We start from the raw sequence: 22,787 nt of genomic DNA on the forward strand, positions 1-22,787 counted from the left end.
TCCGACCCAACTCAAGGAGCCGGTCATGAGCAATCCCAACGACCCCGACATCAAGGTTCTGAACGGCCTGATCGAAACGACGCTGGACAGCGTCGACGGCTATCGAGAAGCCGCCAAGGAGACCGACAACTCCGCCTATCGCGCCCTGTTCGAACGCCGCGCCGAGGAACGCGCGGGCGTCGCCTCAGACCTGCAGGCCTGCGTGCGCAGCCTGGGCGGCGACCCCGAGGACGACGGCTCGATCCTGGCCAAGGCGCATCGCGCGTTTCTGGACATCAAGCACGCCCTGCTGCGCAACGAGCAGTCGGTCGTGGACTCCGTCGAAGCCGGCGAAGACCACATCAAGGCCAAGTACGAACGCGCGCTGGAAGACACCAAGCTGTCGGCCACCACGCGCGAGACGGTGCGCCGCGCCTATGCCGTGGTGAAGACCGGCCACGACCAGATGCGCGACCTCAAGCACAGCCTGGAAAGCCGCAGCGACGCCGACAGCCCGGTCTATCCGACCTGACCGCTTCAGCCCTGAACGACAAAGGCCCCGGTCCTGCGACCGGGGCCTTTTTTGATCCTGGCGTGCGCCGAGCCGATCAGGACTCGGTGTCGGCCGCCTCGGCCTTGCCGGTTTCCGGCACGGCGACCTTGGGGGTGCGGACGGTCTGACGCTCGGCGATCCGGGCCGACTTGCCGCGACGATCGCGCAGGTAATAGAGCTTGGCGCGCCGCACGACGCCGCGACGCTTGACCTCGATGGACTCGACGTTCGGCGACAGGATGGGGAAGCGACGCTCCACGCCCTCGCCGAAGGAAATCTTGCGGACCGTGAAGGTCTCATTCACGCCGCCGCCGTCACGGGCGATGCAGACGCCTTCGAACGCCTGGATGCGTTCGCGCTCGCCTTCCTTGATGCGCACGTTGACGCGCAGGGTGTCGCCGGGCTGGAAGTCGGGGATCTTGCGATCACCCAGGACGCGGGCTTTTTCTTCGGCAGCGAGCTGCTGGACGATGTTCATGTCATTCTCCTCGGGCTTTTTCGCCCTTTAGCTGTGATTTGGCGAGATGCGCCGCCCAGAGATCCGGGCGCCGTTCCCGCGTGGTCGTCTCCCGCTGCGCCTGCCGCCACTGAGCGATCCGCTTATGATCGCCCGACAGAAGCACCTCGGGTATGTCGAACCCCTCGAACGTCCGCGGTCGCGTGTACTGCGGATGCTCCAGAAGCCCGTCCTCGAAGCTTTCGGACGACAGGCTGTCGCCTGAGCCGAGCACGCCGGGGAGCAGTCTTACGCACGCCTCGATCGCGACCATCGCCGCCGCCTCGCCGCCGGCGAGAACCGCGTTTCCGACCGAGACCTCCTCGAACCCGCGCGCGTCGAGCACGCGCTGATCCACCCCCTCGAACCGGCCGCAGAGAACGGTGATGCCGTCCGCCTTGGCCCATTCCTTGACGCGCGCCTGGGTCAGGGGCCGACCCCGGGCGCTCATGTACAAAAGCGGCCGTCCGGCCCCGGATACGCTGTCGAGCGCCCTGGCCACCACGTCCGCCTTCAGAACCGCTCCCGGTCCGCCGCCCGCAGGGGTGTCGTCCAGGAAGCCGCGCGTATCTGTGGAAAAGGCGCGAATGTCAACCGTATCCAGGCTCCACAAGCCCCGCTCGCGCCACGCCGTGCCGATCAGCGAGACGCCGAGCGGCCCGGGAAAGGCCTCGGGAAACATGGTCAGGACCGTCGCGGTGAAAGGCATGCGGCCTCCTAACCCTTCTACCCCCGGGGGAGAAGGTCTTGACGCTGGGGGGCCGCAGTCTTCAACTCGCACATCAACATTGGCGGGGCGACGATGCGGCTGATCTTATACGCGCTTGGCGCTGCATGTCTGTCTGCTTGCGCCACCTCGCCGGCCACAGACGGTCCAACTCGCTACGAGACCGCCCGGCTGGAACGACAGCATGGCGAGTTGGGGCTGAGAGCCGGCGGCGCCTACGCCGATGAGAGAGGGTTCATTTTCGTCGTCGGCTATTCAAACTCGGATTCCGAGCTTGGGCCTGCTTCTGATGTGAGTTGGACCGTTAAGCTTCTCGACTACTGTCGCGATCGCCCGAGTTGGGTGGAGTCGGTCGTCATCGGTCCCGCCGGGCAGAAATGGCGCGGTTATCGTGTTGCTGTGCCTGCGGGTCCAACTCGGCGTCAGGACTGGTCTAGCGGATCCGACGGCGCCGCCCGGTATGGCGGTCCCTCCACCCCCGGATTGCTGGAGGCTATCGAACAGGGCGGCCGGTTCACGCTGGCGCTGGAGGATGACGCAGGTGTTCGGCACAACGCCGTCGTCATCGACACGCTTACGCCGCCTCAGCGCGAGGCGCTGTTCCAGGCCATGCCCGCCGAAACCCGACAGGCTCGTCCTGACCCGACACCGCTGATAGCCGTAGAGGCGGCGCCGCTGTCTGCCGGCCCGGCCACTTGCCCCAACGCCTAGTTCGCTGACGCCCCGCCGCCCGCCGCGATCCAGGCGTCGACCTGATCTTCCAGAACGTCCAGCGGCACCGAGCCGGAGCCCAGGACGACGGCGTGGAAGTCCTTGATGTTGAAGCGGTCGCCCAAGGTTTGCCGGGCGCGATCGCGCAGCTCCATGATCTTAAGCTCGCCGATCTTGTAGCTGGTCGCCTGGCCCGGGTTAGTGATGTAGCGCTCGACTTCCTTTTCGATGTCACGCTCGCTGAGCAGCGAGTTCTGGCGGAAGTAGTCCATGGCCTGTTCGCGGGTCCACTGCTTGGCGTGCAGGCCGGTGTCGGTCACCAGACGCACCGCACGCCACAGCTCGGTCGAGAGACGGCCGAAGTCGGAATAGGGGTCCTGATAGAAGCCCATCTCCTTGCCCAGCCGCTCGGCGTACAGGCCCCAGCCCTCGGCGTAGGCGCCATAGCCGCCGAACCGGCGGAAGCGCGGCAGGCCCTCGATCTCCTGGGCGTAGGCGATCTGGAAATGGTGGCCCGGCGCGCCCTCGTGATAGCTGATGCCCTCGATCTGGGGCTTCAGCACCTGGGTCATGTCAGACAGGTTGACGTAGTAGATGCCCGGCCGCGAGCCGTCCGGCGCCGGCGAGTTGTAGAAGGCGATCGAGGCCGTCGCCTCGCGGAACGGCTCAACCGCCCGGACTTCCAGCGCCGCCTCGGGCAGGTCGCTGAACCACTGCGGCGCGATCTCCATCACCTGGGCCACGAAGGCCCGCGCGTCGGTCAGATACTGTTCCTTGCCTTCGGGCGTGTTCGGGTACTGGAAGCGCGGATCGGTCTTCAGCAGGGTGAAAAAGTCGGTCAGCGGGCCGTCGAACCCGACCTGAGCCTTGATGACCTCCATTTCCGCCTGGACGCGCGCGACCTCGGCCAGGCCGATCTCGTGGATCTGGTCCGCCGTCAGGTCGGTGGTGGTCGAGAGCTGGAGCCGGGCGTTGTAATAGGCCTCGCCGTTCGGCAGGCGCCACACGCCCGCGTCGCTGTCGGCCATCGGTCGAACCTCGTCCAGCGCGGTGAGCACCGTCTCATAGCCCTGGCGATATGGGCCGGTCAGGGCTTCGCGCGCGGACGCCAGAAGGCGGTCCTTGGTCGCCTGGTCCGCATCCAGGGCGCCGACCTTGCGCTGGAAATCGGCCCACACCGGATTGTCCGCCCCGCCATCGAAGGGCGCGCCGGCGATGACCGCAAGGGTGTTCTCGATAGACGGTTCGAACACGAACATCGGCGACACCACGCCCCGGGCCGCCCGCGCCTTCAGCGTGTCGGACACCTGGCTCATGTAGCGATCCACCGCGCTCAGGCGGGCGACGTAGGCCTCGGCGTCTTCGACGGACGTGATCCGATGGTTGTTGATCATGAAGACCGGGATCGAGGTCGTCGGATTCCCGTTGGCGGCGAACTGGAAGCCCCAGTCGCGCCACTGGTTCGCCAGTCGCGCCTGCTCAACGCCGTATTCGAACAGCCGCCAGGACAGGCGGCTCTGGGCGCTGAGCTGCTCAGGATCGAACTGCGCCTTCATCTCGGCCAGTTGCGCCTCCTGCAACGCCAGGGCGCGGTCGGCGGCGGCCTCGGACACGTCGTTCAGCTTGTCGTAGTCCGTCTTCAGACCCAGGGCCGTCATCTGCTGCGGCGACTGCGCGATGCGGGCCTGGAACGCCTTTTCGAAAAAGGCGTCGAGCCGTGCGTCCTCGCTTTGGGCGGCTGCGACGGGCGGCGTCGACTGGGCGGTGGCGACGGCGGCTGGCGCGGCGACCATCAGGACGGCGCAGGAGGCGAGCAGAAAACGGCGCATGGGCGAACTCCGGGGCGGACAGGAGGCGCGACCTTCGCCGTCAGACGCTTCCATGACAAGTGTGGCTCCGAACCAAACCCCGGAAATCAGGCATGAAAAAGCCCGCTGCGGGGGATACGTCGCAGCGGGCTTTCTCGCTCTCTGAAGGAGCGGACGTTTCCTCCCCGAAACGCCTTCAAGATGCGCTTCAGCGCGTCTCGAGTGGGTCCAGATGACGCAGGGGCGCCCCTGCCGTCAATCGGATTTCGCGCAATTTCCGTCCTTTATGCGACTAAACGTCGATAACTCACGAAGCCGTGTCGAAGTTTATCGACGATCCTTCGATAATGTCGCGCACGGCCGCCACCATCTGTTCGCGGGGCACGATACGCTGACCGGGCCGCTCGGCCTTCCACGCCTCGTTGTCCGTGATGGCCGCGGCGCGGGCGCGTCCGGCGTCCAGATCCTTGAGCGTCACCTGTCCCGCCGCGATCTCGTCACCGCCCAGGATGACCGCGACGGGCGAGCCGCGGCGGTCGGCGTATTTCATCTGCGCCTTCATGCCCGCGTGGCCCAGATAGACTTCCGCCGCGACACCCGCTCGGCGCAGCTCGGCGACCGCATCCAGATAGTGTCCCATGTCGTCCTGACTGAACACGATGACCACCGCCGGGCCGCGCGTCTCGTCCTGTGCGCCGCGCCCCGCCGCGCGCAGAGCCGAGGCCAGACGCGACACGCCGAACGAGAAACCCGTCGCCGGCGTGCGCTCGCCTGTGAAGCGGGCCACCAGGTCGTCGTAGCGCCCACCGCCGCCAATGGAGCCGAACCGCACCGGCCGACCCTTCTCGTCGGTGGTGCTGAGCAGCAGCTCCGCCTCGAACACCGCGCCGGTGTAGTATTCCAGTCCCCGCACGATGGCCGGGTCGAACTGCACCTGGGCCTGGCCCGCGCCCATGGCCGTCAAGGCCCGGTCGATGGCCGACAGCTCCGCCAGGGCGACCTCGCCCGCCGCGCCCAAGGCGCCGGAAGACGCGATGGCGTCCAGCACGGTCGCGCGGCTGAGGTCTTGCGCCGCGGCGGAGGTCAGGAACGCCTCCACCGCCGTGATCGCCGCGCCCGACAGCTGGGCGCCCTTGGTGTAGTCGCCCGACTCGTCCAGCCGGCCCTCGCCCAGCAGGGCGCGCACGCCCTCGATGCCCAGGCGGTCGAACTTGTCGATGGCGCGCAACGCCGTCAGACGCTGGCGCGGGTCGGCCACCCCTTGCGCCTCGAACAGGGCGTCGAACAACTTGCGGCTGGAGACGCGGACCACCGCCTGGCCTTCTCCGAGGCCGGCGGCCTTCAGCCCCTCGACCGCCATGGCGATGATCTCGGCGTCCGCCTCGGGACGGTCCGAGCCGACCGTGTCGGCGTCGCACTGGACGAACTCGCGGAAGCGGCCGGGGCCGGGCTTCTCGTTGCGCCAGACCGGGCCGTAGGCATAGCGGCGGAACGGCTTGGGCAGGGTCTCCCACGACTGCGCCGCGAACCGGGCCAGCGGCGCGGTGTGGTCGTAGCGCAAAGCCATCCAGCTGTCGGCGCCGTCGTCCTCGGGATCGTCCTGCAGCGCGAAGACGCCCTCGTTGGGCCGGTCGGCGTCGGGCAGGAACTTGCCGAGCGCGTCGGCGAACTCGAAGGCCGGCGTCTCCAACGGCTCGAAGCCCCAGCGCTCATAGACCTCGGACACGCGCGCGACGATGCGGCGCTCGGCGGTCAGGTCGCGGCCGCGGCGGTCGGCGAAGCCACGCGGATTGCGGGCGACAGGGCGTGAGGAGGCGTCGGTCATGCCGGGCGCTTAAGCCATCGGCCGCCCGCTCGCAACGCGGCTTAGGCCTGCCGTCGGATCGGGACGCGCCGACCCTGGGTCAGCGAGCGCCACAGCCACTCGAACGGTCCATACTTGAACCGCGCCAGCCAGAGCGGCGACCAGATCAGCTGAAGCGCCCAGACCGCCACGACCAGGGCCCACAGCGCGGGCCAGTCCAGCAGGCCGAACCATCCCAGCCCCCGACCGACGTAAAAGATCGTAGTCATGATCAGCGTCTGCGTCAGATAGTTGGTGAAGGCCATCCGACCGGCCGCCTTCAGGGGTGTCAGCAGGGCGCCGGCGCCGAACCGGATCAGCAGGATCAGCGCCGAGACATAGCCCAGGGCGATCACCGGCGCGAACAGGTCGTTGACGGGCCGGCTCATATACTGCGGGAAGGGAAAGTCCTGGGCCAGCATGGCGCGGGCGTGCGCCGCCGCGCCCGCCAGCAGCACGCCGGCGACGACGACCAGCGTCAGATAGGCCCAGACCGGCCAGCGGCCCGTCCAGAAGCCCAGCTTGAACAGCCCCAGCCCGGCCAGCATCAGGCCGATGGTGGAGGGGCCGAAGCCGATCAGGCTGTTGGGCTGAAGCACGGCCCAGGCCTGGAAGTTCTGCCAGGTCCCGGCCAGAGCGCTCTCTCGATAGGCGGCGATGGTGGCGCGCACGCCCTCCGCTCCACCCATGGCCATGCTGGTCCGAACCTCTGCCAGGACGTCGGGCGGCGCATAGGCCAGGGCCGCCATGGCGCCGGCATAGGCCAGACCCAGTCCGAACCAGACCGACGCGCCGACAATCAGCAGGGTGCGCCCGCTCCACGAGCGCATGCGCATGGTGATGAAGCCGCACACGGCATACAGCAGCAGCACGTCGCCGTACCAGAACGCCAGGCCGTGGATCAGACCGATCAGCGAGAGCCAGCCCAGCCGCCGAGACAGCAGCCGGCCCCGCATCGCATCGCCATGCTCGCCGCCGACCAGAAAGATCGAAACCCCGAACAGCATCGAGAACAGGGCGATGAACTTGCGCTCGAAGCCCACGTGCATCGTCGCCCAGCCCAGCGCCGAAGCCCCCTCCAGCGGAAAGGGCGACAGGTTCGGCGACGGATAGACCGCCATCGGCATGGCGTAGCTGATGACGTTGACCGCCAATATGCCCAAGACGGCCAGGCCGCGCGCTGCGTCCAGACTGTCGATGCGTCCGCCCCCCGGCGTCATCATCGCGGTTGGCCGCTCATCAGCCCTAGGCGGTCGCGCACCGGCTTGGGCCTGGCGCGGAAGGCCACGAAGGCGGCGATCAGTCCAGCCCAGAGGCCGTGGCTCACCCCCACCAGGATCGCGATCGGCAGGCCTCCGACGCCGTAGATCAGAAGCAGCGTCTCCACCGCGCCCATGCCCTCGCCGAGACCCTGGGACTGAACCGCGCCCAGAATGACCATGACCAGGGCGACCACCAGCTGAAGCCCGGCCGCCAGAAGCCCGCCGAACAGGGTGAAGCGCCAGACCACGCCCAGCCGCGTCGATGGCCGGTCGTCGCGATCCAGTTCTCGACGCAGCAGGGCAAGGCCTGCCGGCACGGCGATGACGGCGATGATCAGCACAGTCAGCCGCCAATCCATCTCGAAGCCGGGACGCCAGTTGATCGGCGGCCAGATCGGCAGGGTCAGCCACAGCGGCGGCCACAGGGCGCCGGCGACGGCCGCGAGGGCGACAGGCGCGCCGCCGCCGCGCCAGACGACGCCTTCTCGCCCCGGAAGGTCTTGGACCGTGCGGATCATCGGGTCGGCGCCGGCGTCGGGCCGGAGTAGTCGTAGAAGCCGCGCCCGCTCTTGCGGCCCAGCCAGCCGGCCTCGACATATTTCACCAGCAGCGGACAGGGCCGGTATTTGGTGTCGGCCAGCCCCTCGTGCAGCACGTTCATGATGGCCAGCACCACGTCCAGCCCCATGAAGTCCGCCAGCTCCAGCGGGCCCATCGGATGATTGGCGCCCAGCTTCAGCGCCGTGTCGATCGAGGCCACGTCGCCGACCCCCTCGTACAGCGTATAGACCGCCTCGTTCATCATCGGCGCCAGGATGCGGTTGACGATGAAGGCGGGGAAGTCCTCGGCCTCCGTCGTGGTCTTGCCCAGGCTCTCGGCGAAGGCGACTGCGGCCTCGTAGGTCTGGGCCGAGGTGGCGATGCCGCGCACGATCTCCACCAGTTTCATCACCGGCGCCGGCTTCATGAAGTGCAGGCCGATGAACCGCTCCGGTCGATCGGTGACCGACGCCAGCCGAGTGATCGAGATCGAAGACGTATTGGACGCCAGAAGGGTGTCGGGCCCCAGCAACGGCGTCAGCTCGGTCAGCACCGCCTTCTTGGCGGCCTCCTGTTCGGAAATCGCCTCTATGACCAGGTCGGCCTTGGCCGCCTCGGTCAGGGTCGAGACAATCGAGATCCGCTTCAGCGCCGCCTCGGCGCTGGCCGCATCGACCACATCGCGCGCCACGCGCCGCGCCAGGCTGGCGCCGATCACGCCCTGCGCCCCGGCTGACCGCTCGGCCGACACGTCGTACAGCCGCACCTCATAACCGCCCAGCGCCACGGCCTGGGCGATGCCTGAGCCCATCTGTCCGGCGCCGAGGATGGATACGGTCTTGATCGAGGTCATGTGAGGACAAAGGCGGTTTCGGGAGGCCGCACCTTAGGAAGCTGGCCCGGCGGCGCAAGAGGAGTCTGGCCCCGGTGCGTCATGGCCCGTCGCCTGTGCCCCAGGCGCCGCGTCAGCAGCCGTCTCAGCCCAGGAGCGCGATCAGCGGTCCCGACGCCAGGCGCATGAACAGGATGCGGATGAAGTTCAGGCCGATGATGGCCACGATCGGCGTGATGTCGATGCCGCCTAGGCTCGGGATCACGCGCCGCAGCGGATCCAGGATCGGCCGGGTCGCCCGGTCCAGGAAATAGGCCAGTTGGCCGACGAACCGGTTGCGGTGATTGACCACGTCGAAGGCGAACAGCCAACTCAGGATCGCCGAGGCGATGATCAGCCAGATCATCAGGGTGATGACGATGTCGACGAGCCAAACGATGGCGTAGCCCATGGGAGTTTCTCCGCGAATACAGGCCGCTTCTAGCGCGATCCGCCGCCCCGTCACAACGCGCCCGGCGCAATCGCCCGCGACCAGTTGACACCCGCCCCCGCGCCCGCCTATGTCGCGCCCTCGCCTGGGGCCCGATCCAGACTGGAAACGGGGCCGTAGCTCAGTTGGTAGAGCGCGTCGTTCGCAATGACGAGGTCAGGGGTTCGACTCCCCTCGGCTCCACCAGGCGTCCCGTATCAGATTCCGCGCTATTCGCACGGCTCAGACCGCGTAGCCGCTATGCCGTTGGCGGATAGGAAAAGCGCACTCGGCTCGGCTGGCGCGCAGCGGCAAACCGGATCGCCCGCGTGGTTGGCGCGCGGATCCCGGCACCGGCCGGCATCAACCGACCGCAAAGGCCTCCCCTGCCCCGCTAGCGATCAGACAGGGGCTCCGCCCGCCGCCGAAAGGCGACGGGCGGAGGCTTGATCAGGCGCCGACGCGGCCGAACATGTCCGCCAGGGCCTTGAGGCGGGCGGCGTCGGCGGGCGGGGCGTCAGACAGGCCGCCCAGGGCCGTCGAGGCGGCGGCCATGCGGCGTCGGTCGGGGCGGCCCGAGGCCCAGCGATCGACCTCGGCGCGGGCCTGGGTCAGGACGGCGGCGTCCAGCGCCGTATTGCGCGCCAGCTGGTCCAGATAGGCGCGCGCCACGTCCGGTGTGTCGGACCAGGTCACACGAGTCTGGGTTTGCGGATTGATGACATCTTCGCGCACGGCTTCGGCGGCGGCGATCTCGGCGGCCGACAGGAATTCGCTGGGCTCCAGCTTGATGACGTCCAGACCGCGCTGGATGCCGCTGGAGTAGATGCGGCCGTTCATCCAGTAGGTCGACCACGGACCGCCCACCGTCAGGCGCTCGGCGTTGATCGGGCCGCGATCGAAATAGGCGATCTCGACCGGCTTGTTGGGATCAGTGAAGTCCATGATCGAGACCCCGCCCTGATACCAGGCCTGAACCATCAGGTCGCGGCCCGGGACCGGCACGATCGAACCATTGTGGGCGACGCAGTTCTCGGTCGCGCCCTGGACGGTCGGGATTTTGAAGAAGTTGCGCCCCTCCAGCTTGCCGTCCTTGATGTCGGCGATCAGGTTGGCGCCCCAGGTGGTGGGGTCCTCGGCCCGGCAGCGCGCCGAGGTGCCGCCGCCCCATTCATCGGTGAAGACGATGCGGTCGCCGGTGTTGTTGAAGGTGGCCGAGTGCCAGTAGGCCATGTCCGGATCGAACAGGTCCGAGACGCGCGACGGGTTCTCGCGATCGGTGATGTCCAGCAGGATGCCGTTACCGCTGCAGGCGCCGGCCGCCAGGTTCATCTCGGGGAAGACCGTGATGTCGTGGCAGTGGTTCGTCTGGGAGGTGCGCTGGCTCGCCACGCCCGCCCGGCCGCCCCGCCACAGGCCGGCGATCTGACCCGTCTCGCGGTCGGCGAAGATGCGCGGCCGGTTGACGATGGCGGCGTCCTGCGGCGCGTTCAGCGGCACCTTGATGATGTCGATCGAATACAGCGCCGTCTCGGCGTTGTCCTCGGGCTGGCCGTCCGAGCAGATGCCCAGTTCGTCGCCCTGGCGCACGCCGGCAGTGCCGGAGTTGTAGATGTAGAGCACGTTCGGGTCGCTGGCGTGCGGCACCAGGGTATGGGTGTGCGACCCGCGGCAGGTCTGGACCGCCGCGATCTGGCGGGGGGCGTTCAGGTCGCTGATGTCGAAGATGCGCACGCCGCGGAAACGATCGGCGCTGACCTGCCCCTCGGGCGGGGTCGTGCCGCAATCCAGCCGGCCCCGGTTCTCCTCGACCGACATGAACAGCAGGTCGCCGTGGATGGACACGTCGCCCTGGCCGCCGGGGCAGACCACCGACAGCACCAGCTGCGGCGTCTCGCCGGTCACGTCATAGGCGTTGAAGCCATGGAAGCTGCCCATGAAGACCTTGCCGTTCGAATAGGCCAGGTCGGTGTTGGCGAAGGCCAGGGGGCTGACGCGCGGCGCGGTCTGGCCCTCGACGGCGGCCGGCGGGGGCGGCGCGACGAAGCCGGGCGCGGGCGGCGTGTGGCTGACCAGGCTCAGGTTCCAGGCCGCCTGGCCCGCGTCCTGCAGGCCCGGCGTCAGGGTCGAGCGGGCGTCGGGCTCGAAGGCGCGCGGCTGGGCCTGGGGCTGCGGCGGCTGGGGCGCCTGCTGGGCCAGGGCGGGGGCGGCGACGGCCAGGCTGACGGCCGCGACGGTGGACAACAGAAGGCGGCGGACGGTCATGGCGTTTCCTCGAGCGGCGATGGGTCTAGAGTTCTGACAACAGGGACTGCATGCGCAGGATGTCGGCGTGCTGGTCGGCCACCACCGAGGCGGCGAAGCCCGACAGCATCGGATCCTCCGCCGAGTCGGGCTGAGCCATCAGGCTATCGACCATGTCGAGCGCGCCCTGGTGATGCTGGATCATGCCCTGCAGGAACAGCCGGTCGAAGGCGGCGCCTCGCGCAGCGGCCAGGGCCGCCATCTGGCGCGGGGTCAGCATGCCGGGCATCACCGGGGTGTCCTGGGGGTCGGCCGGCGCGGCGCCGTGCTGGGCATGGCCCGCGTGGCTCGAATGGTCATGGGCCGAATGATCCATCGCCGCGGCCGGCGCCCCATGGCCGGCATGCAGGTCGGCCGCCTCGATCGGGCGGCCATGGCCGGTCAGCCAGTCGCGCATCAGCTCCATCTCGGCGTCCTGGCTCATGGCGATCCGCTCGCCCAGACGCATCACCGCCGGGCTCTCGCCGCGCGTCCGCAGAAGCTCGACCATCTCCACCGCCTGGGCGTGGTGCACGATCATGTGCTGCATGAAGCGCACGTCGTCGTCGGTGATCTTGAACCGGCTCAGCTCGCGCGCCCGCTCGACGCTGATCTCACGCGACGGCTGCCCCGGCGCACCCGGCTGAAACACCGGCGGCGTCTGCGCGGCGGCGGAACCGGCCGCAACTAGGCCTGCGAAAAGAAAACCAAACTCTAAACGCAACCGCTCACATCCCCCGATCAGCAAGTCGCGCACTCTAGGGGCGCGATCGGTTCGGAAGCAAGGCGTGACGCTGGATCGTCCAAAAAAGGGTTGAAGCCGGTTATCACAACCTCGACGGCTCTCAGACGGTGCCATTCCGCTGCCGCACATGAGTTACGATCTCGCGGATCAGCCTTTCGCCCAATCGAGCCTGGATACGTGCGTCATCAGCACGCAGCAGCCCCATTGTCATGAGCTGCACCTTGAAGAAAGGAGAAACATCAAGCAGGGCGTCAAAGTGTTTGATCGTTGGATTGTGAACCGACAAATCTGTTTCAGCGACAGAGTACAGGGGACCACACTTCAAGCCCAGCGCAGAAAGCTTGTCGGCCAGATGAACCTCCACCTTATGGATCAGTTCGTCCTTGTCCGAGTAGGCTGGAGTCTCCGCCACAATCTTCAGCCCACCCCGCCTCAACGCAGGCGTCGTCATAACGAAAAAATAGGACTGAAAGTGCTCCCGAATTTCTCGACTGCCAGTCGCGAACGCCACATCCAGTCCGCTCGATTTCACGAGCGCGCGCTGCTTGCGAAGATGCGCCGCACCACCAACGACAGCTACGCTGTCATTGGCAAAGCTGACGGAGCTCACTGAGCTTAACCCGTCGATAAGCAAACAGGCGTGGGCCCAGGCGCCGAAATCGAAACCGACATTCTGTCGCACCAAAATCAGATCTGCGGCCGCTCCGACAAGGTCCACTCGTTGATCGAAACGATCCACATTCAAGCACAAGACCACACAGTAACCAGCGTCAGAATAGCACTGTAGCAAATCCCGCTGAAAAGTTGAAAGGTGACCGCTCGGAGCGAAAGCCGAAAATAAAAGAACATCATCACTAATAATTATTTTCTTGCGAAAAGCCATGAGATATACATTGGCAGATGATGGAATTACGCGTGTAGAACGAATTCTCCATGGTTGAATTTTTCCAAATGCCAAATAATGGGCCATCGGATTTATAGAGGCGCGCCTAACATCTTCATTGAGATTCAAATACGAGTTGCCATCAAATATTGATGACGGAGACAAATCATAAAGTTCAGGACTAGATATGTACTGCCTCAGCAACGAGGGCTGATTTTCCGTGAGCGGCAAGCCCGCTGATGCCGAAAAAAATAATGGATCAAAATATTCGTTAGGTTTATACCCTCCCAATTCGCCCTTGCTAAGGTAGTGATCTATGATACCCTTAAAACTGCATCCATTCAGATATTCATTTTGGCTCAAATAGTAATCTTTATTGAAGGAAACCGCCACTTGCCAATATATTCTGGACTCAGAGCTCACATTCATAACATTCGGCGACGAGAGCATTTCGACGGCTGGCCAGTTACCATCTAACTCGTAACTGGCTTTGTAATAATCAAATGATTGAGAATACATACCCATAATATGGGAGAGGTGGCCCTGATTAAGAAGAAGGTCAGGATCAGATCCGTTCAGCACGGCCGCCCGCCCATAGGCACGCTGCGCGTCTTCATAAAGACCACACTCCTTTAAAGCGTGGCCGTACTGAACCCAGATTGCGAAGTCCTCCTTTTCGAGAGACAGATAGGACTTGTACTCTTCGACTGCCTCCGCCCAATCTCCCCTGTCGCGCGCGTTATCTCCTCGCGCATGCCCATCACTTTCGACACGCCCCGGTGGAGCTGGCCCGCGCCCCTGGCTGCCAATGAGCAATTTTGGCCATCTCATAACAGTTCGCTGCACCGCTTGGATTAAAATCTGAGTACCTCAGAAATCAGATAGCGCCATGTTTCACAAGCATCATAGTGGCTTCGCGAGACGGGTCGCGGGCCTGATGATTCTGAGAATTTCACTGGTTGCGGATTGTAAGATCAAGCTGCCCTTGTTGTAACCAGCGCCTGCCATGTAATCAGCTAAAGCAATAGCTGGACCAAGGACACGCCATGCCCGTCAGACTGATCGAAACGCGCCGGTTCGGCGACGACCGGGGGTGGTTCGTCGAGACCTGGGCCGAGGCGAAGTGGGCCGCGCAGGGCGTGGAGGGGCGGTTCGTGCAGGACAACCACTCCATGTCGGCCCAGGTCGGCACCATTCGCGGCCTGCACTTCCAGCGGCCGCCGCATGGACAGGGCAAGCTGGTGCGCTGCGTGCGCGGCGCCATCATCGACTATGCGGTGGACGTCCGGCGCGGCTCGCCGACCTATGGCCGGTTCGTTGAGGCGGAGCTGAGCGCCGAGAACGGGCGTCAGCTGTGGGTGCCGATCGGCTTCGCCCACGCCTTCCTCACCCTGCAGCCGAACACCGAGGTCGCCTACAAGGTGACCGACGTCTATGCGCCCGACTGCGACGGCGGGATCGTCTGGAACGACCCGACCATCGGCATCGACTGGCCCTTGCCGGATGGCGGGCCGGTGCTGTCGGACAAGGACAAGGTCCTGCCCATGCTTGCGGACTTTGACAGTCCCTTCGACTATGACGGGCGGCCGCTCGAGCCCCTGACCGGCGTCTGAGCCGACCTGTAGAGAGATCTGAACTTGCGCATTCTCGTCACCGGCGGCGCCGGCTTCATCGGTTCGGCCCTGGTGCGCCGCCTGATCGAACACACCGACCACGAGGTGCTGGTGTTCGACAAACTGACCTATGCAGGGGTGCTGTCCTCGCTGGCGCCTGTGGCCGACAGCGACCGCTATCGCTTTGTCCAGGCCGACATCTGCGACGCCGAGGCGGTGGCTCAGGCCTTGGCGGAGTTTCAGCCGCAGGTGGTCGCCCACCTGGCGGCCGAGAGCCACGTTGACCGCTCGATCGACGGACCGGGCGCCTTCGTCCAGACCAATCTGGTCGGCACCTTCGTTATGCTGAACCAGGCGCTGGGATACTGGCGCGGCCTGTCGGACGCCGACAAGGCTGCCTTCCGATTCCACCATATCTCGACCGACGAGGTGTTCGGCTCACTGGGTGACGAGGGCTTCTTCACCGAGACCACGCCCTACGATCCGCGTTCGCCCTATTCGGCGTCCAAGGCGGGGTCCGACCATCTGGTGCGCGCCTGGGGCCACACCTACGGCCTGCCTGTGCTGGTGACCAACTGCTCCAACAACTACGGCCCCTATCACTTCCCCGAAAAGCTGATCCCGCTGATCATCATCCGCGCGCTGAACGGCGAGCCTCTGCCGGTCTATGGCGACGGATCCAATGTGCGCGACTGGCTGTTCGTGGACGACCACGCCCGCGCGCTGCAGGCCGTGTTCGAAAGGGGCGCGCCGGGCGAAACCTACAACGTCGGCGGAAACGCCGAGCGCAAGAACATCGAGGTGGTGCAGGCCATCTGCGCCATCCTGGACGAGGTCCAGCCGCGCGGCGACGGCAAGCCCTACGCCGAGCAGATCACCTATGTGACCGACCGTCCGGGCCACGACCAGCGCTACGCCATCGACGCCTCTAGGATCCGCGATGACCTGGGCTGGACCCCATCGGTGACGTTCGAGGAGGGCATCGGCCGGACCGTGCGCTGGTATCTGGAAAACCGCGAATGGTGGGGCGACATCCTTGAGGCCCGCTACGCCACCGAGCGGCTGGGCGTGAATGGCTGAACCGCGTCACATTCTGATCACCGGCGGCGCCGGCCAGGTCGGGCTTGAGCTGCAGGCTCACGCCTGGCCCGACGGCGTCGTCGTCCACGCACCGGGCCGCGACGACCTGGACCTAACCGATCCGGTTTCGGTGCGCGCCGCCTTCGCCGCGCGACCCTATGCGGCGGTGATAAACGCGGCCGCCTGGACCGCAGTCGATAAGGCCGAGGATGCGGTTGCGGACGCCTTTCTGGCCAACGCCCAGGGGCCGGCCGTCCTGGCCGAGGCCACTCGACAGGCCGGCGTTCCGCTGGTTCACATTTCGACTGACTACGTTTTTGACGGCTCAGCCAACCGCCCCTATGTCGAGAGCGACCCGGTGGGGCCGCTGGGCGTCTATGGCGCGTCCAAACTGGCGGGCGAATTGGCCATTCGGTCGGGCAATCCGCGCTCGGTCGTGCTGCGCACCGCTTGGTTAATAAGTGCGCACCGAGCCAATTTTCTCAAGACTATGCTCACATTGGCCAAAAAGCATGAACGTCTCGCCATTGTGAGGGATCAAATAGGTTGCCCGACCGCAGCACGCGATCTGACCGAAGCGCTGGTGTCCATCACGCTCAGACTGATGGACGACCAGGACGCGCCGACGGGCGTCTACCACTTCGTCAACGCCGGCGAGACCAGTTGGGCAGGTTTGGCCCGTGAGATTATGGCCTCTTCCAGAACCACAGGCGGTGCCTGGGCCGAGGTGGACGCCATCACCACCGACCAGTACCCGACCCCGGCGAAGCGGCCCGCAAACTCGCGGCTGAACACCACGAAACTGTCGCGCGATTTCGGCATCCAGCCCCGCGACTGGCGCGCGGCCGTGGCCGAGATCGTCGCCGAACTGAACAAGGAAATCGCGCGATGAAGGGCATCATTCTGGCCGGCGGCTCGGGCACCAGGCTGCACCCCATGACCCTGGCGACGTCCAAGCAGATGATGCCGGTCTACGACAAGCCGATGATCTATTATCCGCTGTCGACCCTGATGCTGGCCGGCATCCGCGAGGTGCTGATCATCTCCACGCCGCGCGACACGCCGAACTTCCAGGCGCTGCTTGGCGACGGGTCGAAGTGGGGCATGGACATCCAGTATGCGGTTCAGCCCAGCCCCGACGGCCTGGCCCAGGCCTACATTATCGGCGCGGACTTCGTCGGCGATCAGCCTTCGGCCCTGATTTTGGGCGACAACATCTATCACGGCCACGGCCTGACCGAGCTGTTGTCCAGCGCCACGACGCGCACCGAGGGCGCGACCGTCTTCGCCTATCACGTCCACGACCCCGAACGGTACGGCGTGGTCGAGTTCGACAAGGACATGCGCGCTCTCTCGATCGAGGAAAAGCCGACCCAGCCTCGGTCCAACTGGGCGGTGACGGGCCTGTATTTCTACGACGGCCAGGTAGTCGACATGGCCGCCAACCTGAAGCCGTCGGCCCGCGGCGAGCTCGAGATCACCGACATCAACCGTCTGTATCTGGAGCGCGGTCAGTTGTCGGTCGAGGTGATGGGGCGCGGCTTCGCCTGGCTGGACACCGGCACGCCTGACAGCCTGATCGAGGCCGCCGAATTCGTGCGCACCCTCGAAAAGCGGCAAGGCTTCAAGATCGCTTGCCCCGAAGAGATCGCCTATGACCAGGGCTTCATCGACGCCGCCCAAACCGAACGCCTGGCCGCCGCCCTCGGCAAGTCCGACTACGGCCGGTACCTGCGCCAAAGCGTGCTGAAGCGCTAAGGTTCGGACTCATTTGGCCCAGTCACAGAAGGTTGCGGCGATGAGCACGCCGGAGAGATAGTTGACTGCCAGCTTGTCGTAACGGTGGCGGCGCGGCGATACTCCTTGAGGCGCTCGCGGTATTGCGCTGACGGCGGGCGACGACATCAGGGGGGATGGGCCACCTTTGCGACGTGGTGGTCGGGATGACCGCTTCGGCTCTGCGTTCCGCCCGCCGCTTGCGGAGGTGATCGGCGTCGTAACCGCGATCCGCCAGCAGCTTGCGGAACGCGCCGGCGCTCGATCACGGCGTGAGCCATGTGATGTCGTTGGTATTTCCGGCGCTGAGCAACAGCACCCGCCGCCGACCGTGATCGTCCACGGAATAGATGCCGCCGAGGCCGATCAGAGCCTTGTAGATGTCGTGCCAGACGCCCTGGTGGCTCCAGCAATTAAAGCATTTGCCGGCCGCCGAACCAGGACTTATTGAGTACGGCCCCTAGGCGCGATTAGCCAAGAGCTCTTCACAAAGACGGATCATCATTGCCGGGGGATCGGAAAGCCCAGCCGGCGGAAGGCGTCAGACCAAGCGTCGAGAACGCGATCAAGTCCGTAGTTGTCGCGCACGTCGTTGTGCGCAGCCTCCGCGATAGCCTTGCGGGTCCCTGCATCGACGACAAGTCGCGTTATGGCCTGATGCCAACCCTCAACAGTGTTATCGGTCACCAGACCGGTTATTCCATCACGGACCACGCCGCGATAGCATTCGTTATCGGTGTAGACCCCTGCAGCCTTCGCCGCGCCATAGTCCCGATACTTTGTCGGAAGCTTCGCATTGGCCATGCTTCCCGTGCCGAGCGGCGCCAGCCCGATATCCCACTGGCGCTTCGCCAGTTGGAGAATGGACCCCGCATAGTCATCTTGAAAAGGTAAGTTAGTGACTCTAGGGATGGCGTCCGAGCCTGGTGGCGAGTAGCCGAAAAACTCAACATCGACAGTCGGGTGCTCATCGGCCACCCGCTTGAGCGCCTCGAGCACACACTGGAACTCAGCCCCCCTACCTACAGTCCCGAAATAGCCGATTCGGATCCGCCCATCCTGTCTGGGCTGCACATCGTTTGGCATGAGGCGGAAATCGAAGCCATAAGGTGCCGTGAGAACCGAGTCATTGTAACGGTACGAAATACTCTCAATAGCGCGCGTCGAGGCCTTAATAAGATCGGACTCCCTAAGCACGCCCTCCATGGAGGCACGGATTTCTTCACTGTCGTAGTATTTTTTGAGATCCGGGTGCTCATCAGTGAGACTAAAAAAATCGTCATCCCAAGTGAAGATCGTCTTCACGCCGACACTCTTTGCAGATCTGATAAGTTCGAGCGCCTCCGGATCAACCGCTCGGATCACCACGACGACATCACACCACAACAAATCATTCGGCAACACGTCATGAACTTCTTTGTAGCGCGGATGAACGATCCCCTCTCGCCTCAGGTCTTCAAACGGTATGCACACATCAATCTGGGCCGTGGGAAGATGCAGCGGTCCCACCGCCAGAACCCTTAGCCCAGACATGGCTTCAAGATAAATACTGTAATATGATTGGGCGATTGTCGGCAGTCCGCATCTAGCTCGAACGTCGCCCCTCGCCGCTTGCGACATCCGATTGCGGATGTCGGTATTTTCAATCAGTAACTCCAGCGATCGAAGCCATTCTTCGTCGTCGTTTGAGACAATCAGTCCCGTCACATCATGTTTCACGGATTTTCTGAACGGCCCTACGTTGGAATAGACCCCAGGGATTCCAGCGGCGGCGTAAGTCCTATATTTGTTGTCGCTCTTTGCACGATTGAAGGGCGTATTTTCGAGGGGTGCCAATCCAATATCCCAGTCGCGGGAGTGCTGAAAGGCTGTAAAGTCGGCCAGATTCGTCAAGGAGGGGAAGTGACGGTAGCGCTTGTGTGACTTCAGAGCGGGGATCTCCTGCCCAACTGTCTCAACCACGACTTCTGGATATCTCTCCAGGACAGAAAGCAGGACTGCACTCACAATCTCGACGTCGCGAAGGTGCGTAGAGCTGCCAGAGTATCCTATTCTTATCTCTTTTAACTGTCGCAGCGGGCGATCAGGCTCGGGCAAACGATCAAACATCTCGATCCCCGACAGGGCATCGACAATTTGAACGCGTTCATTGTATTTTACAAATTTACGGCGAAGACTTTCCGAAAAAACCAAAACTGTTGATGAAATACGCGCTATCTCTCTAATGTTTTCGCTCGCTCCAATGCTGCGATAATGAGCACCAGCGGGTGTTGCAGGATCTATTTCTTCGAAATCATCGTCTGTGATGTAGATCAGAGGCACGCCCAGAGATTGGGCCCTACGAGCCAGGGCCGCCGCTTCCGCTGTGCACAGCCTCATCATAACGATCAGGTCCGCATCTGCACACGTGTCCGCATCAGGAAGACGCGATTGGTAAAACACCTCGTAATCGACGCCAAACGCATTCTTCATATACTCAAGCGGCATAGACAGGCAGATTTCCACCGAGGGTATCGGACCGTCGCCGATGGCGATTATCCTTCGGTTTCTTGAGCTTCCCTGTGCTCTTTCCGAAGGGCGATCGTCCGGCCGCGCCATCACGGTGTCATCAAACAAATGCGGAAGCGCATCAATCTCCAGCTCTTGGTCGCCGTTCGCACGTACGTTTAGGCTAGGCACCTGAATGTTTGCCGACTTTCCTCGCAATTTCGCCTTTACAGCGCGGATCGGATAGCTAACCCTCCAGTACTTCGAACCTAAAACATAAGACAGACGATTAGCCAGTTTGCGACTATACGCTTGGAGATCTTCTACAGAATGCTGAAGCGCCACATTAGCGCTTTGAAGCGCGCGAAGTCCGCCGAGCTCCGCTCGGAACCGTGCCTCGGCCGCAGCTTTTTGACGGACCCACTCCGCCTCGAGTGCACTGAATTTTGCCTGTCTGATCTGCCAATCCTGACGTCGCTCGTTCCAGGCATCGCGCTCGGCAGCGAATCTCTCGACCTCATCTCTTCGATTTTGCGACTGTTTGAGCGCTTGGTTCAGGGCACGCCTTTCTTCCGCTTGGCTCACGGCCAGACGCTGCGTCAAATCCTGTAGTTGCGAGCGGCGCCTCTGCTCTTCCTGTTTGAGCCTGGAAACCTCAGCACGCGCGGCCAGGAGTTCAGCTTCGAGCCTTGCTACGGTTGCTTCGGCTGCGGAACTGGTGGATTCCAAAGCTTGTAACAGTTCATCGTGCTCTTGGGCTCGGTGCTGAAGTTTGGAGACGTCAGCCCGCGCCTCTAAGAGTTCAGCTTCGAGCCTTGCTACAATCGCTTTGGCCGTGGAACTAGCGGATTGAAAGGCTTGCCTCTCATCTTCAACAGCGGATTGAAGTTTAGCAAGCGCACTCTGCGCCTCAGCATTCGCCTCTTGCGCTTCCGCCTGGCTTTGACGCACATCTTGGATTTCGGCGCCTAGGGACAGGACGGCGGCCTGTTCTCTCGAGATCTGATCCCGCGCCTCAGCTATCTGCCGTTCATGTGAGGGACGCAGAGAAAGCAGAGAAAGCTGCATCTCGTTCCGTTCCAGTCCGATGATTTTAAGCCGGCGCGCCAAATAACGCGCCTTGATGTCGGCTAACGCCACCAATGAATTGGAATCGGTTTGCGCAAAACGCTTCAGAAGCTCTTCGTGATCACCTGTGTTCAACAGATGCTCCGTTACGAGATAGTCTATATCAAGAAGATCCTGATCGGATAAGGCAATTCCTACGTCTTTGCGGAAAGGATCATAAGACTTGATCTTAGCAGGTGAGAGCAGGCGGTCGCGGCTGGTGCGGCTGTATCTCAACATCAGATCTTTGAACAGCGTGACGCGTTCGCCCAAGGAATCCGCCAGGCCTGTTCCATATTCATGCGCCAGGATCTCCGGCACGAAAACCGGCGTCTGCGCCGACCCGATGCGAAGCCAAAGGTCCCAGTCGCAGAACCTCTTGAGAAGCACATGCGGATCGTACCAGCCGAACCGCTCTACAGCCTCCCGGCGAAGCATCACACAGGCGTTCGGGATGTGATTGTTTCCGGCCCGCATGTTCAAAGCATCATAGGCGCTGCCGAGAACAAGAGAGCCCCCGGACATCCAGTGAGTCTCGATCTGGCCATAGGCCATAATGCTGTCGGGGCGCTCCTGAAAAGCGGCCAGAAGGCGCTCTAGGTGGCTCGGCAACAGTGCGCAGTCGTCAAACGTCGCAACTATGAAGTCGCCGGTCGCCCGCTCATAGCCGGCGCTGGTCGTCAGCGCCGGCAGGCCGACGTTACGGTCGAAGCGGATGGAGCTTATCCGACTGTCCTGCCGTGCATACCAGGCGATAAGATCGGCGCTGCCGTCGCTGGAGGCATCATCGATCAGAATTAGTTCGAACTCTTTGTGCGTCTGAGCCAGAACGCTTTCGATGCTGCGCTCAAGATAGCCATTCGCTCTGCGAGAATGGGTCGGCAACAGGATCGATACCCGGCGGGTCATGGTCAAGCCGCAGCGTGTGTTCGTTGGCGGAAAGATGCGTCATCAATCTGCATGAGAACCAGGCCGGGCAGGCCTTCGCCGTCCTTCCAAGGCTCTCCCGACGGTGTAAGCTTAAAGCCGTCGTCCGTGTCGGTGCGCAAAAGCTTCTGAGTTCGGACAACCTCGAACCCGACCCTCAAATAGCTTTTGATAGCCGAGTCGTTGCCCGAAAGAACATTCAGCACAACCTTCTGCACACCCAGATCTTCGAACGCGAACTTAAGCACGGCTTCAATGACGTACTTCATAAATAAAGGCGCCGGCGCAGGTTCGCCACGCAGTACGTTGTCGAGCTCTGCCTCACCAGCAGCTATGTTGCACAGCCCGATGTTGCCAATTGGCCTTGAGGAGGCGTCCCGGACAATGAAAAGAATACGGCCTGGATCAGGAAGGCTAATATTTTCCAGATAGTATAGAGTGCTCTCTGCACTAGGTTCAAATACAGTAAGAAATCCGTGCTTTGCACTGCGGCGCCACTCGCAAAGCCTGTTCAGGAGAAAATCGTCTTTAAGATCATCAGCGGTTATCGCCTGAAGAGATCCTAGAACCTGGCCGGTATCGCTAACTACGTCTATAATTTTAAGGCCCGAAGAGGCGGACTTCAAGGCCGCCACCTTCCGGCGCTGGTCAACTGTGCTCGCCACT

At 63.7% G+C, this 22,787-nt stretch carries 19 protein-coding genes and 1 tRNA gene; 7 read left to right on the forward strand and 13 right to left on the reverse strand.

Features of this window, described 5'->3' with window-relative positions:
• The first annotated feature begins 25 nt into the window (after nucleotides 1–25).
• Entirely contained in the window at nucleotides 26–511 is a 486-nt protein-coding gene (locus ACK4I0_RS09405) for a PA2169 family four-helix-bundle protein (protein WP_135062448.1), read from the forward strand.
• A gap of 76 nt (nucleotides 512–587) precedes the next feature.
• Here ACK4I0_RS09405 and rplS read toward each other — a convergent pair whose 3' ends face one another.
• Both rplS and trmD read right to left on the reverse strand, forming a co-directional pair.
• Nucleotides 588–1,010, reverse strand: a complete 423-nt coding sequence (gene rplS / locus ACK4I0_RS09410; RefSeq protein WP_135062446.1) for a 50S ribosomal protein L19 — start codon at nucleotides 1,008–1,010, stop codon at nucleotides 588–590.
• Nucleotide 1,011: 1 nt separating this feature from the next.
• Nucleotides 1,012–1,737 carry a tRNA (guanosine(37)-N1)-methyltransferase TrmD gene (trmD, locus tag ACK4I0_RS09415; protein ID WP_409610276.1) on the reverse strand — a complete coding sequence of 242 codons (726 nt, stop codon included), beginning with the start codon at nucleotides 1,735–1,737 and terminating at the stop codon, nucleotides 1,012–1,014.
• Nucleotides 1,738–1,830: 93 nt separating this feature from the next.
• On the opposite strand from trmD, the gene ACK4I0_RS09420 reads away from it, so the two are divergent.
• Nucleotides 1,831–2,466, forward strand: a complete 636-nt coding sequence (locus ACK4I0_RS09420; protein ID WP_409610278.1) for a hypothetical protein — start codon at nucleotides 1,831–1,833, stop codon at nucleotides 2,464–2,466.
• Here ACK4I0_RS09420 and ACK4I0_RS09425 read toward each other — a convergent pair.
• The 6 genes from ACK4I0_RS09425 to ACK4I0_RS09450 all read right to left on the reverse strand — a co-directional run bounded on the left by ACK4I0_RS09425 (nucleotide 2,463) and on the right by ACK4I0_RS09450 (nucleotide 9,202).
• Complete coding sequence (locus tag ACK4I0_RS09425) at nucleotides 2,463–4,295, reverse strand: DUF885 domain-containing protein (RefSeq protein ID WP_409610280.1); 1,833 nt, start codon at nucleotides 4,293–4,295, stop codon at nucleotides 2,463–2,465. The genes ACK4I0_RS09420 and ACK4I0_RS09425 overlap by 4 nt on opposite strands.
• 286 nt (nucleotides 4,296–4,581) lie before the next feature.
• A complete protein-coding gene (hisS, locus tag ACK4I0_RS09430) occupies nucleotides 4,582–6,099 on the reverse strand; it encodes a histidine--tRNA ligase (RefSeq protein ID WP_409610282.1) in 1,518 nt (505 codons plus the stop codon).
• Nucleotides 6,100–6,140: 41 nt separating this feature from the next.
• Entirely contained in the window at nucleotides 6,141–7,340 is a 1,200-nt protein-coding gene (locus ACK4I0_RS09435; protein WP_409610284.1) for a DUF418 domain-containing protein, read from the reverse strand.
• Nucleotides 7,337–7,897 (reverse strand): phthalate transporter, encoded by a 561-nt coding sequence (locus ACK4I0_RS09440; RefSeq protein ID WP_409610286.1) that lies wholly within the window; start codon nucleotides 7,895–7,897, stop codon nucleotides 7,337–7,339. Before ACK4I0_RS09440 ends, ACK4I0_RS09435 begins: the two co-directional genes overlap by 4 nt.
• Nucleotides 7,894–8,772, reverse strand: a complete 879-nt coding sequence (locus tag ACK4I0_RS09445) for a 3-hydroxybutyryl-CoA dehydrogenase (RefSeq protein ID WP_409610288.1) — start codon at nucleotides 8,770–8,772, stop codon at nucleotides 7,894–7,896. The genes ACK4I0_RS09440 and ACK4I0_RS09445 overlap by 4 nt, the downstream gene beginning before the upstream one ends.
• Before the next feature lie 124 nt (nucleotides 8,773–8,896).
• The gene (locus ACK4I0_RS09450) at nucleotides 8,897–9,202 is read right to left on the reverse strand and encodes a YggT family protein (protein ID WP_409610290.1); all 306 of its coding nucleotides are present in this window, start codon (nucleotides 9,200–9,202) and stop codon (nucleotides 8,897–8,899) included.
• Nucleotides 9,203–9,351: 149 nt separating this feature from the next.
• Here ACK4I0_RS09450 and ACK4I0_RS09455 point away from each other — a divergent pair.
• Nucleotides 9,352–9,427, forward strand: a tRNA-Ala gene (locus ACK4I0_RS09455).
• A 243-nt stretch (nucleotides 9,428–9,670) separates the two neighbouring features.
• Here the strand turns inward: ACK4I0_RS09455 and ACK4I0_RS09460 are convergent.
• From ACK4I0_RS09460 to ACK4I0_RS09470, 3 genes are all read right to left on the reverse strand, one after another.
• On the reverse strand, nucleotides 9,671–11,485 hold the full coding sequence (locus ACK4I0_RS09460) for an LVIVD repeat-containing protein (RefSeq protein ID WP_409610292.1): 1,815 nt from the start codon (nucleotides 11,483–11,485) through the stop codon (nucleotides 9,671–9,673).
• A 25-nt stretch (nucleotides 11,486–11,510) separates the two neighbouring features.
• Nucleotides 11,511–12,155, reverse strand: a complete 645-nt coding sequence (locus ACK4I0_RS09465; protein ID WP_409610294.1) for a DUF305 domain-containing protein — start codon at nucleotides 12,153–12,155, stop codon at nucleotides 11,511–11,513.
• Between the two features lie 193 nt (nucleotides 12,156–12,348).
• Nucleotides 12,349–13,947 (reverse strand): hypothetical protein, encoded by a 1,599-nt coding sequence (locus tag ACK4I0_RS09470; protein WP_409610296.1) that lies wholly within the window; start codon nucleotides 13,945–13,947, stop codon nucleotides 12,349–12,351.
• A gap of 230 nt (nucleotides 13,948–14,177) precedes the next feature.
• Between ACK4I0_RS09470 and rfbC the strand changes: the two genes are divergently transcribed.
• Genes rfbC through rfbA form a run of 4 tightly spaced genes read left to right on the forward strand, consistent with a single transcriptional unit; the run spans nucleotide 14,178 to nucleotide 17,582 of the window.
• Nucleotides 14,178–14,744 carry a dTDP-4-dehydrorhamnose 3,5-epimerase gene (rfbC, locus tag ACK4I0_RS09475; RefSeq protein WP_409610298.1) on the forward strand — a complete coding sequence of 189 codons (567 nt, stop codon included), beginning with the start codon at nucleotides 14,178–14,180 and terminating at the stop codon, nucleotides 14,742–14,744.
• Between the two features lie 24 nt (nucleotides 14,745–14,768).
• Nucleotides 14,769–15,824, forward strand: coding sequence for a dTDP-glucose 4,6-dehydratase (gene rfbB / locus ACK4I0_RS09480; RefSeq protein ID WP_409610300.1), 1,056 nt, complete (start codon nucleotides 14,769–14,771; stop codon nucleotides 15,822–15,824).
• The gene (gene rfbD / locus ACK4I0_RS09485; RefSeq protein WP_409610302.1) at nucleotides 15,817–16,716 is read left to right on the forward strand and encodes a dTDP-4-dehydrorhamnose reductase; all 900 of its coding nucleotides are present in this window, start codon (nucleotides 15,817–15,819) and stop codon (nucleotides 16,714–16,716) included. Before rfbB ends, rfbD begins: the two co-directional genes overlap by 8 nt.
• Complete coding sequence (gene rfbA / locus ACK4I0_RS09490) at nucleotides 16,713–17,582, forward strand: glucose-1-phosphate thymidylyltransferase RfbA (RefSeq protein ID WP_409610304.1); 870 nt, start codon at nucleotides 16,713–16,715, stop codon at nucleotides 17,580–17,582. The genes rfbD and rfbA overlap by 4 nt, the downstream gene beginning before the upstream one ends.
• Nucleotides 17,583–18,101: 519 nt before the next feature.
• On the opposite strand, the gene ACK4I0_RS09495 is transcribed toward rfbA, so the two are convergent.
• Nucleotides 18,102–22,103 carry a glycosyltransferase gene (locus tag ACK4I0_RS09495; RefSeq protein ID WP_409610322.1) on the reverse strand — a complete coding sequence of 1,334 codons (4,002 nt, stop codon included), beginning with the start codon at nucleotides 22,101–22,103 and terminating at the stop codon, nucleotides 18,102–18,104.
• Between the two features lie 2 nt (nucleotides 22,104–22,105).
• Nucleotides 22,106–22,747, reverse strand: a complete 642-nt coding sequence (locus ACK4I0_RS09500; RefSeq protein ID WP_409610306.1) for a GNAT family N-acetyltransferase — start codon at nucleotides 22,745–22,747, stop codon at nucleotides 22,106–22,108.
• Nucleotides 22,748–22,787 lie beyond the last annotated feature (40 nt).

The organism is Brevundimonas sp. (assembly GCF_046295775.1).
In the GTDB taxonomy this organism is placed as follows: Bacteria; Pseudomonadota; Alphaproteobacteria; order Caulobacterales; family Caulobacteraceae; genus Brevundimonas.

Coding starts and splice junctions, on each gene's coding strand:
- ACK4I0_RS09405 (WP_135062448.1), top strand. CDS start 26: ATGAGCAATCCCAACGACCCCGACATCAAGGTTCTGAACGGCCTGATC.
- rplS (WP_135062446.1), bottom strand. CDS start 1,010: ATGAACATCGTCCAGCAGCTCGCTGCCGAAGAAAAAGCCCGCGTCCTG.
- trmD (WP_409610276.1), bottom strand. CDS start 1,737: ATGCCTTTCACCGCGACGGTCCTGACCATGTTTCCCGAGGCCTTTCCC.
- ACK4I0_RS09420 (WP_409610278.1), top strand. CDS start 1,831: ATGCGGCTGATCTTATACGCGCTTGGCGCTGCATGTCTGTCTGCTTGC.
- ACK4I0_RS09425 (WP_409610280.1), bottom strand. CDS start 4,295: ATGCGCCGTTTTCTGCTCGCCTCCTGCGCCGTCCTGATGGTCGCCGCG.
- hisS (WP_409610282.1), bottom strand. CDS start 6,099: ATGACCGACGCCTCCTCACGCCCTGTCGCCCGCAATCCGCGTGGCTTC.
- ACK4I0_RS09435 (WP_409610284.1), bottom strand. CDS start 7,340: ATGATGACGCCGGGGGGCGGACGCATCGACAGTCTGGACGCAGCGCGC.
- ACK4I0_RS09440 (WP_409610286.1), bottom strand. CDS start 7,897: ATGATCCGCACGGTCCAAGACCTTCCGGGGCGAGAAGGCGTCGTCTGG.
- ACK4I0_RS09445 (WP_409610288.1), bottom strand. CDS start 8,772: ATGACCTCGATCAAGACCGTATCCATCCTCGGCGCCGGACAGATGGGC.
- ACK4I0_RS09450 (WP_409610290.1), bottom strand. CDS start 9,202: ATGGGCTACGCCATCGTTTGGCTCGTCGACATCGTCATCACCCTGATG.
- ACK4I0_RS09460 (WP_409610292.1), bottom strand. CDS start 11,485: ATGACCGTCCGCCGCCTTCTGTTGTCCACCGTCGCGGCCGTCAGCCTG.
- rfbC (WP_409610298.1), top strand. CDS start 14,178: ATGCCCGTCAGACTGATCGAAACGCGCCGGTTCGGCGACGACCGGGGG.
- rfbD (WP_409610302.1), top strand. CDS start 15,817: ATGGCTGAACCGCGTCACATTCTGATCACCGGCGGCGCCGGCCAGGTC.
- rfbA (WP_409610304.1), top strand. CDS start 16,713: ATGAAGGGCATCATTCTGGCCGGCGGCTCGGGCACCAGGCTGCACCCC.
- ACK4I0_RS09495 (WP_409610322.1), bottom strand. CDS start 22,103: ATGACCCGCCGGGTATCGATCCTGTTGCCGACCCATTCTCGCAGAGCG.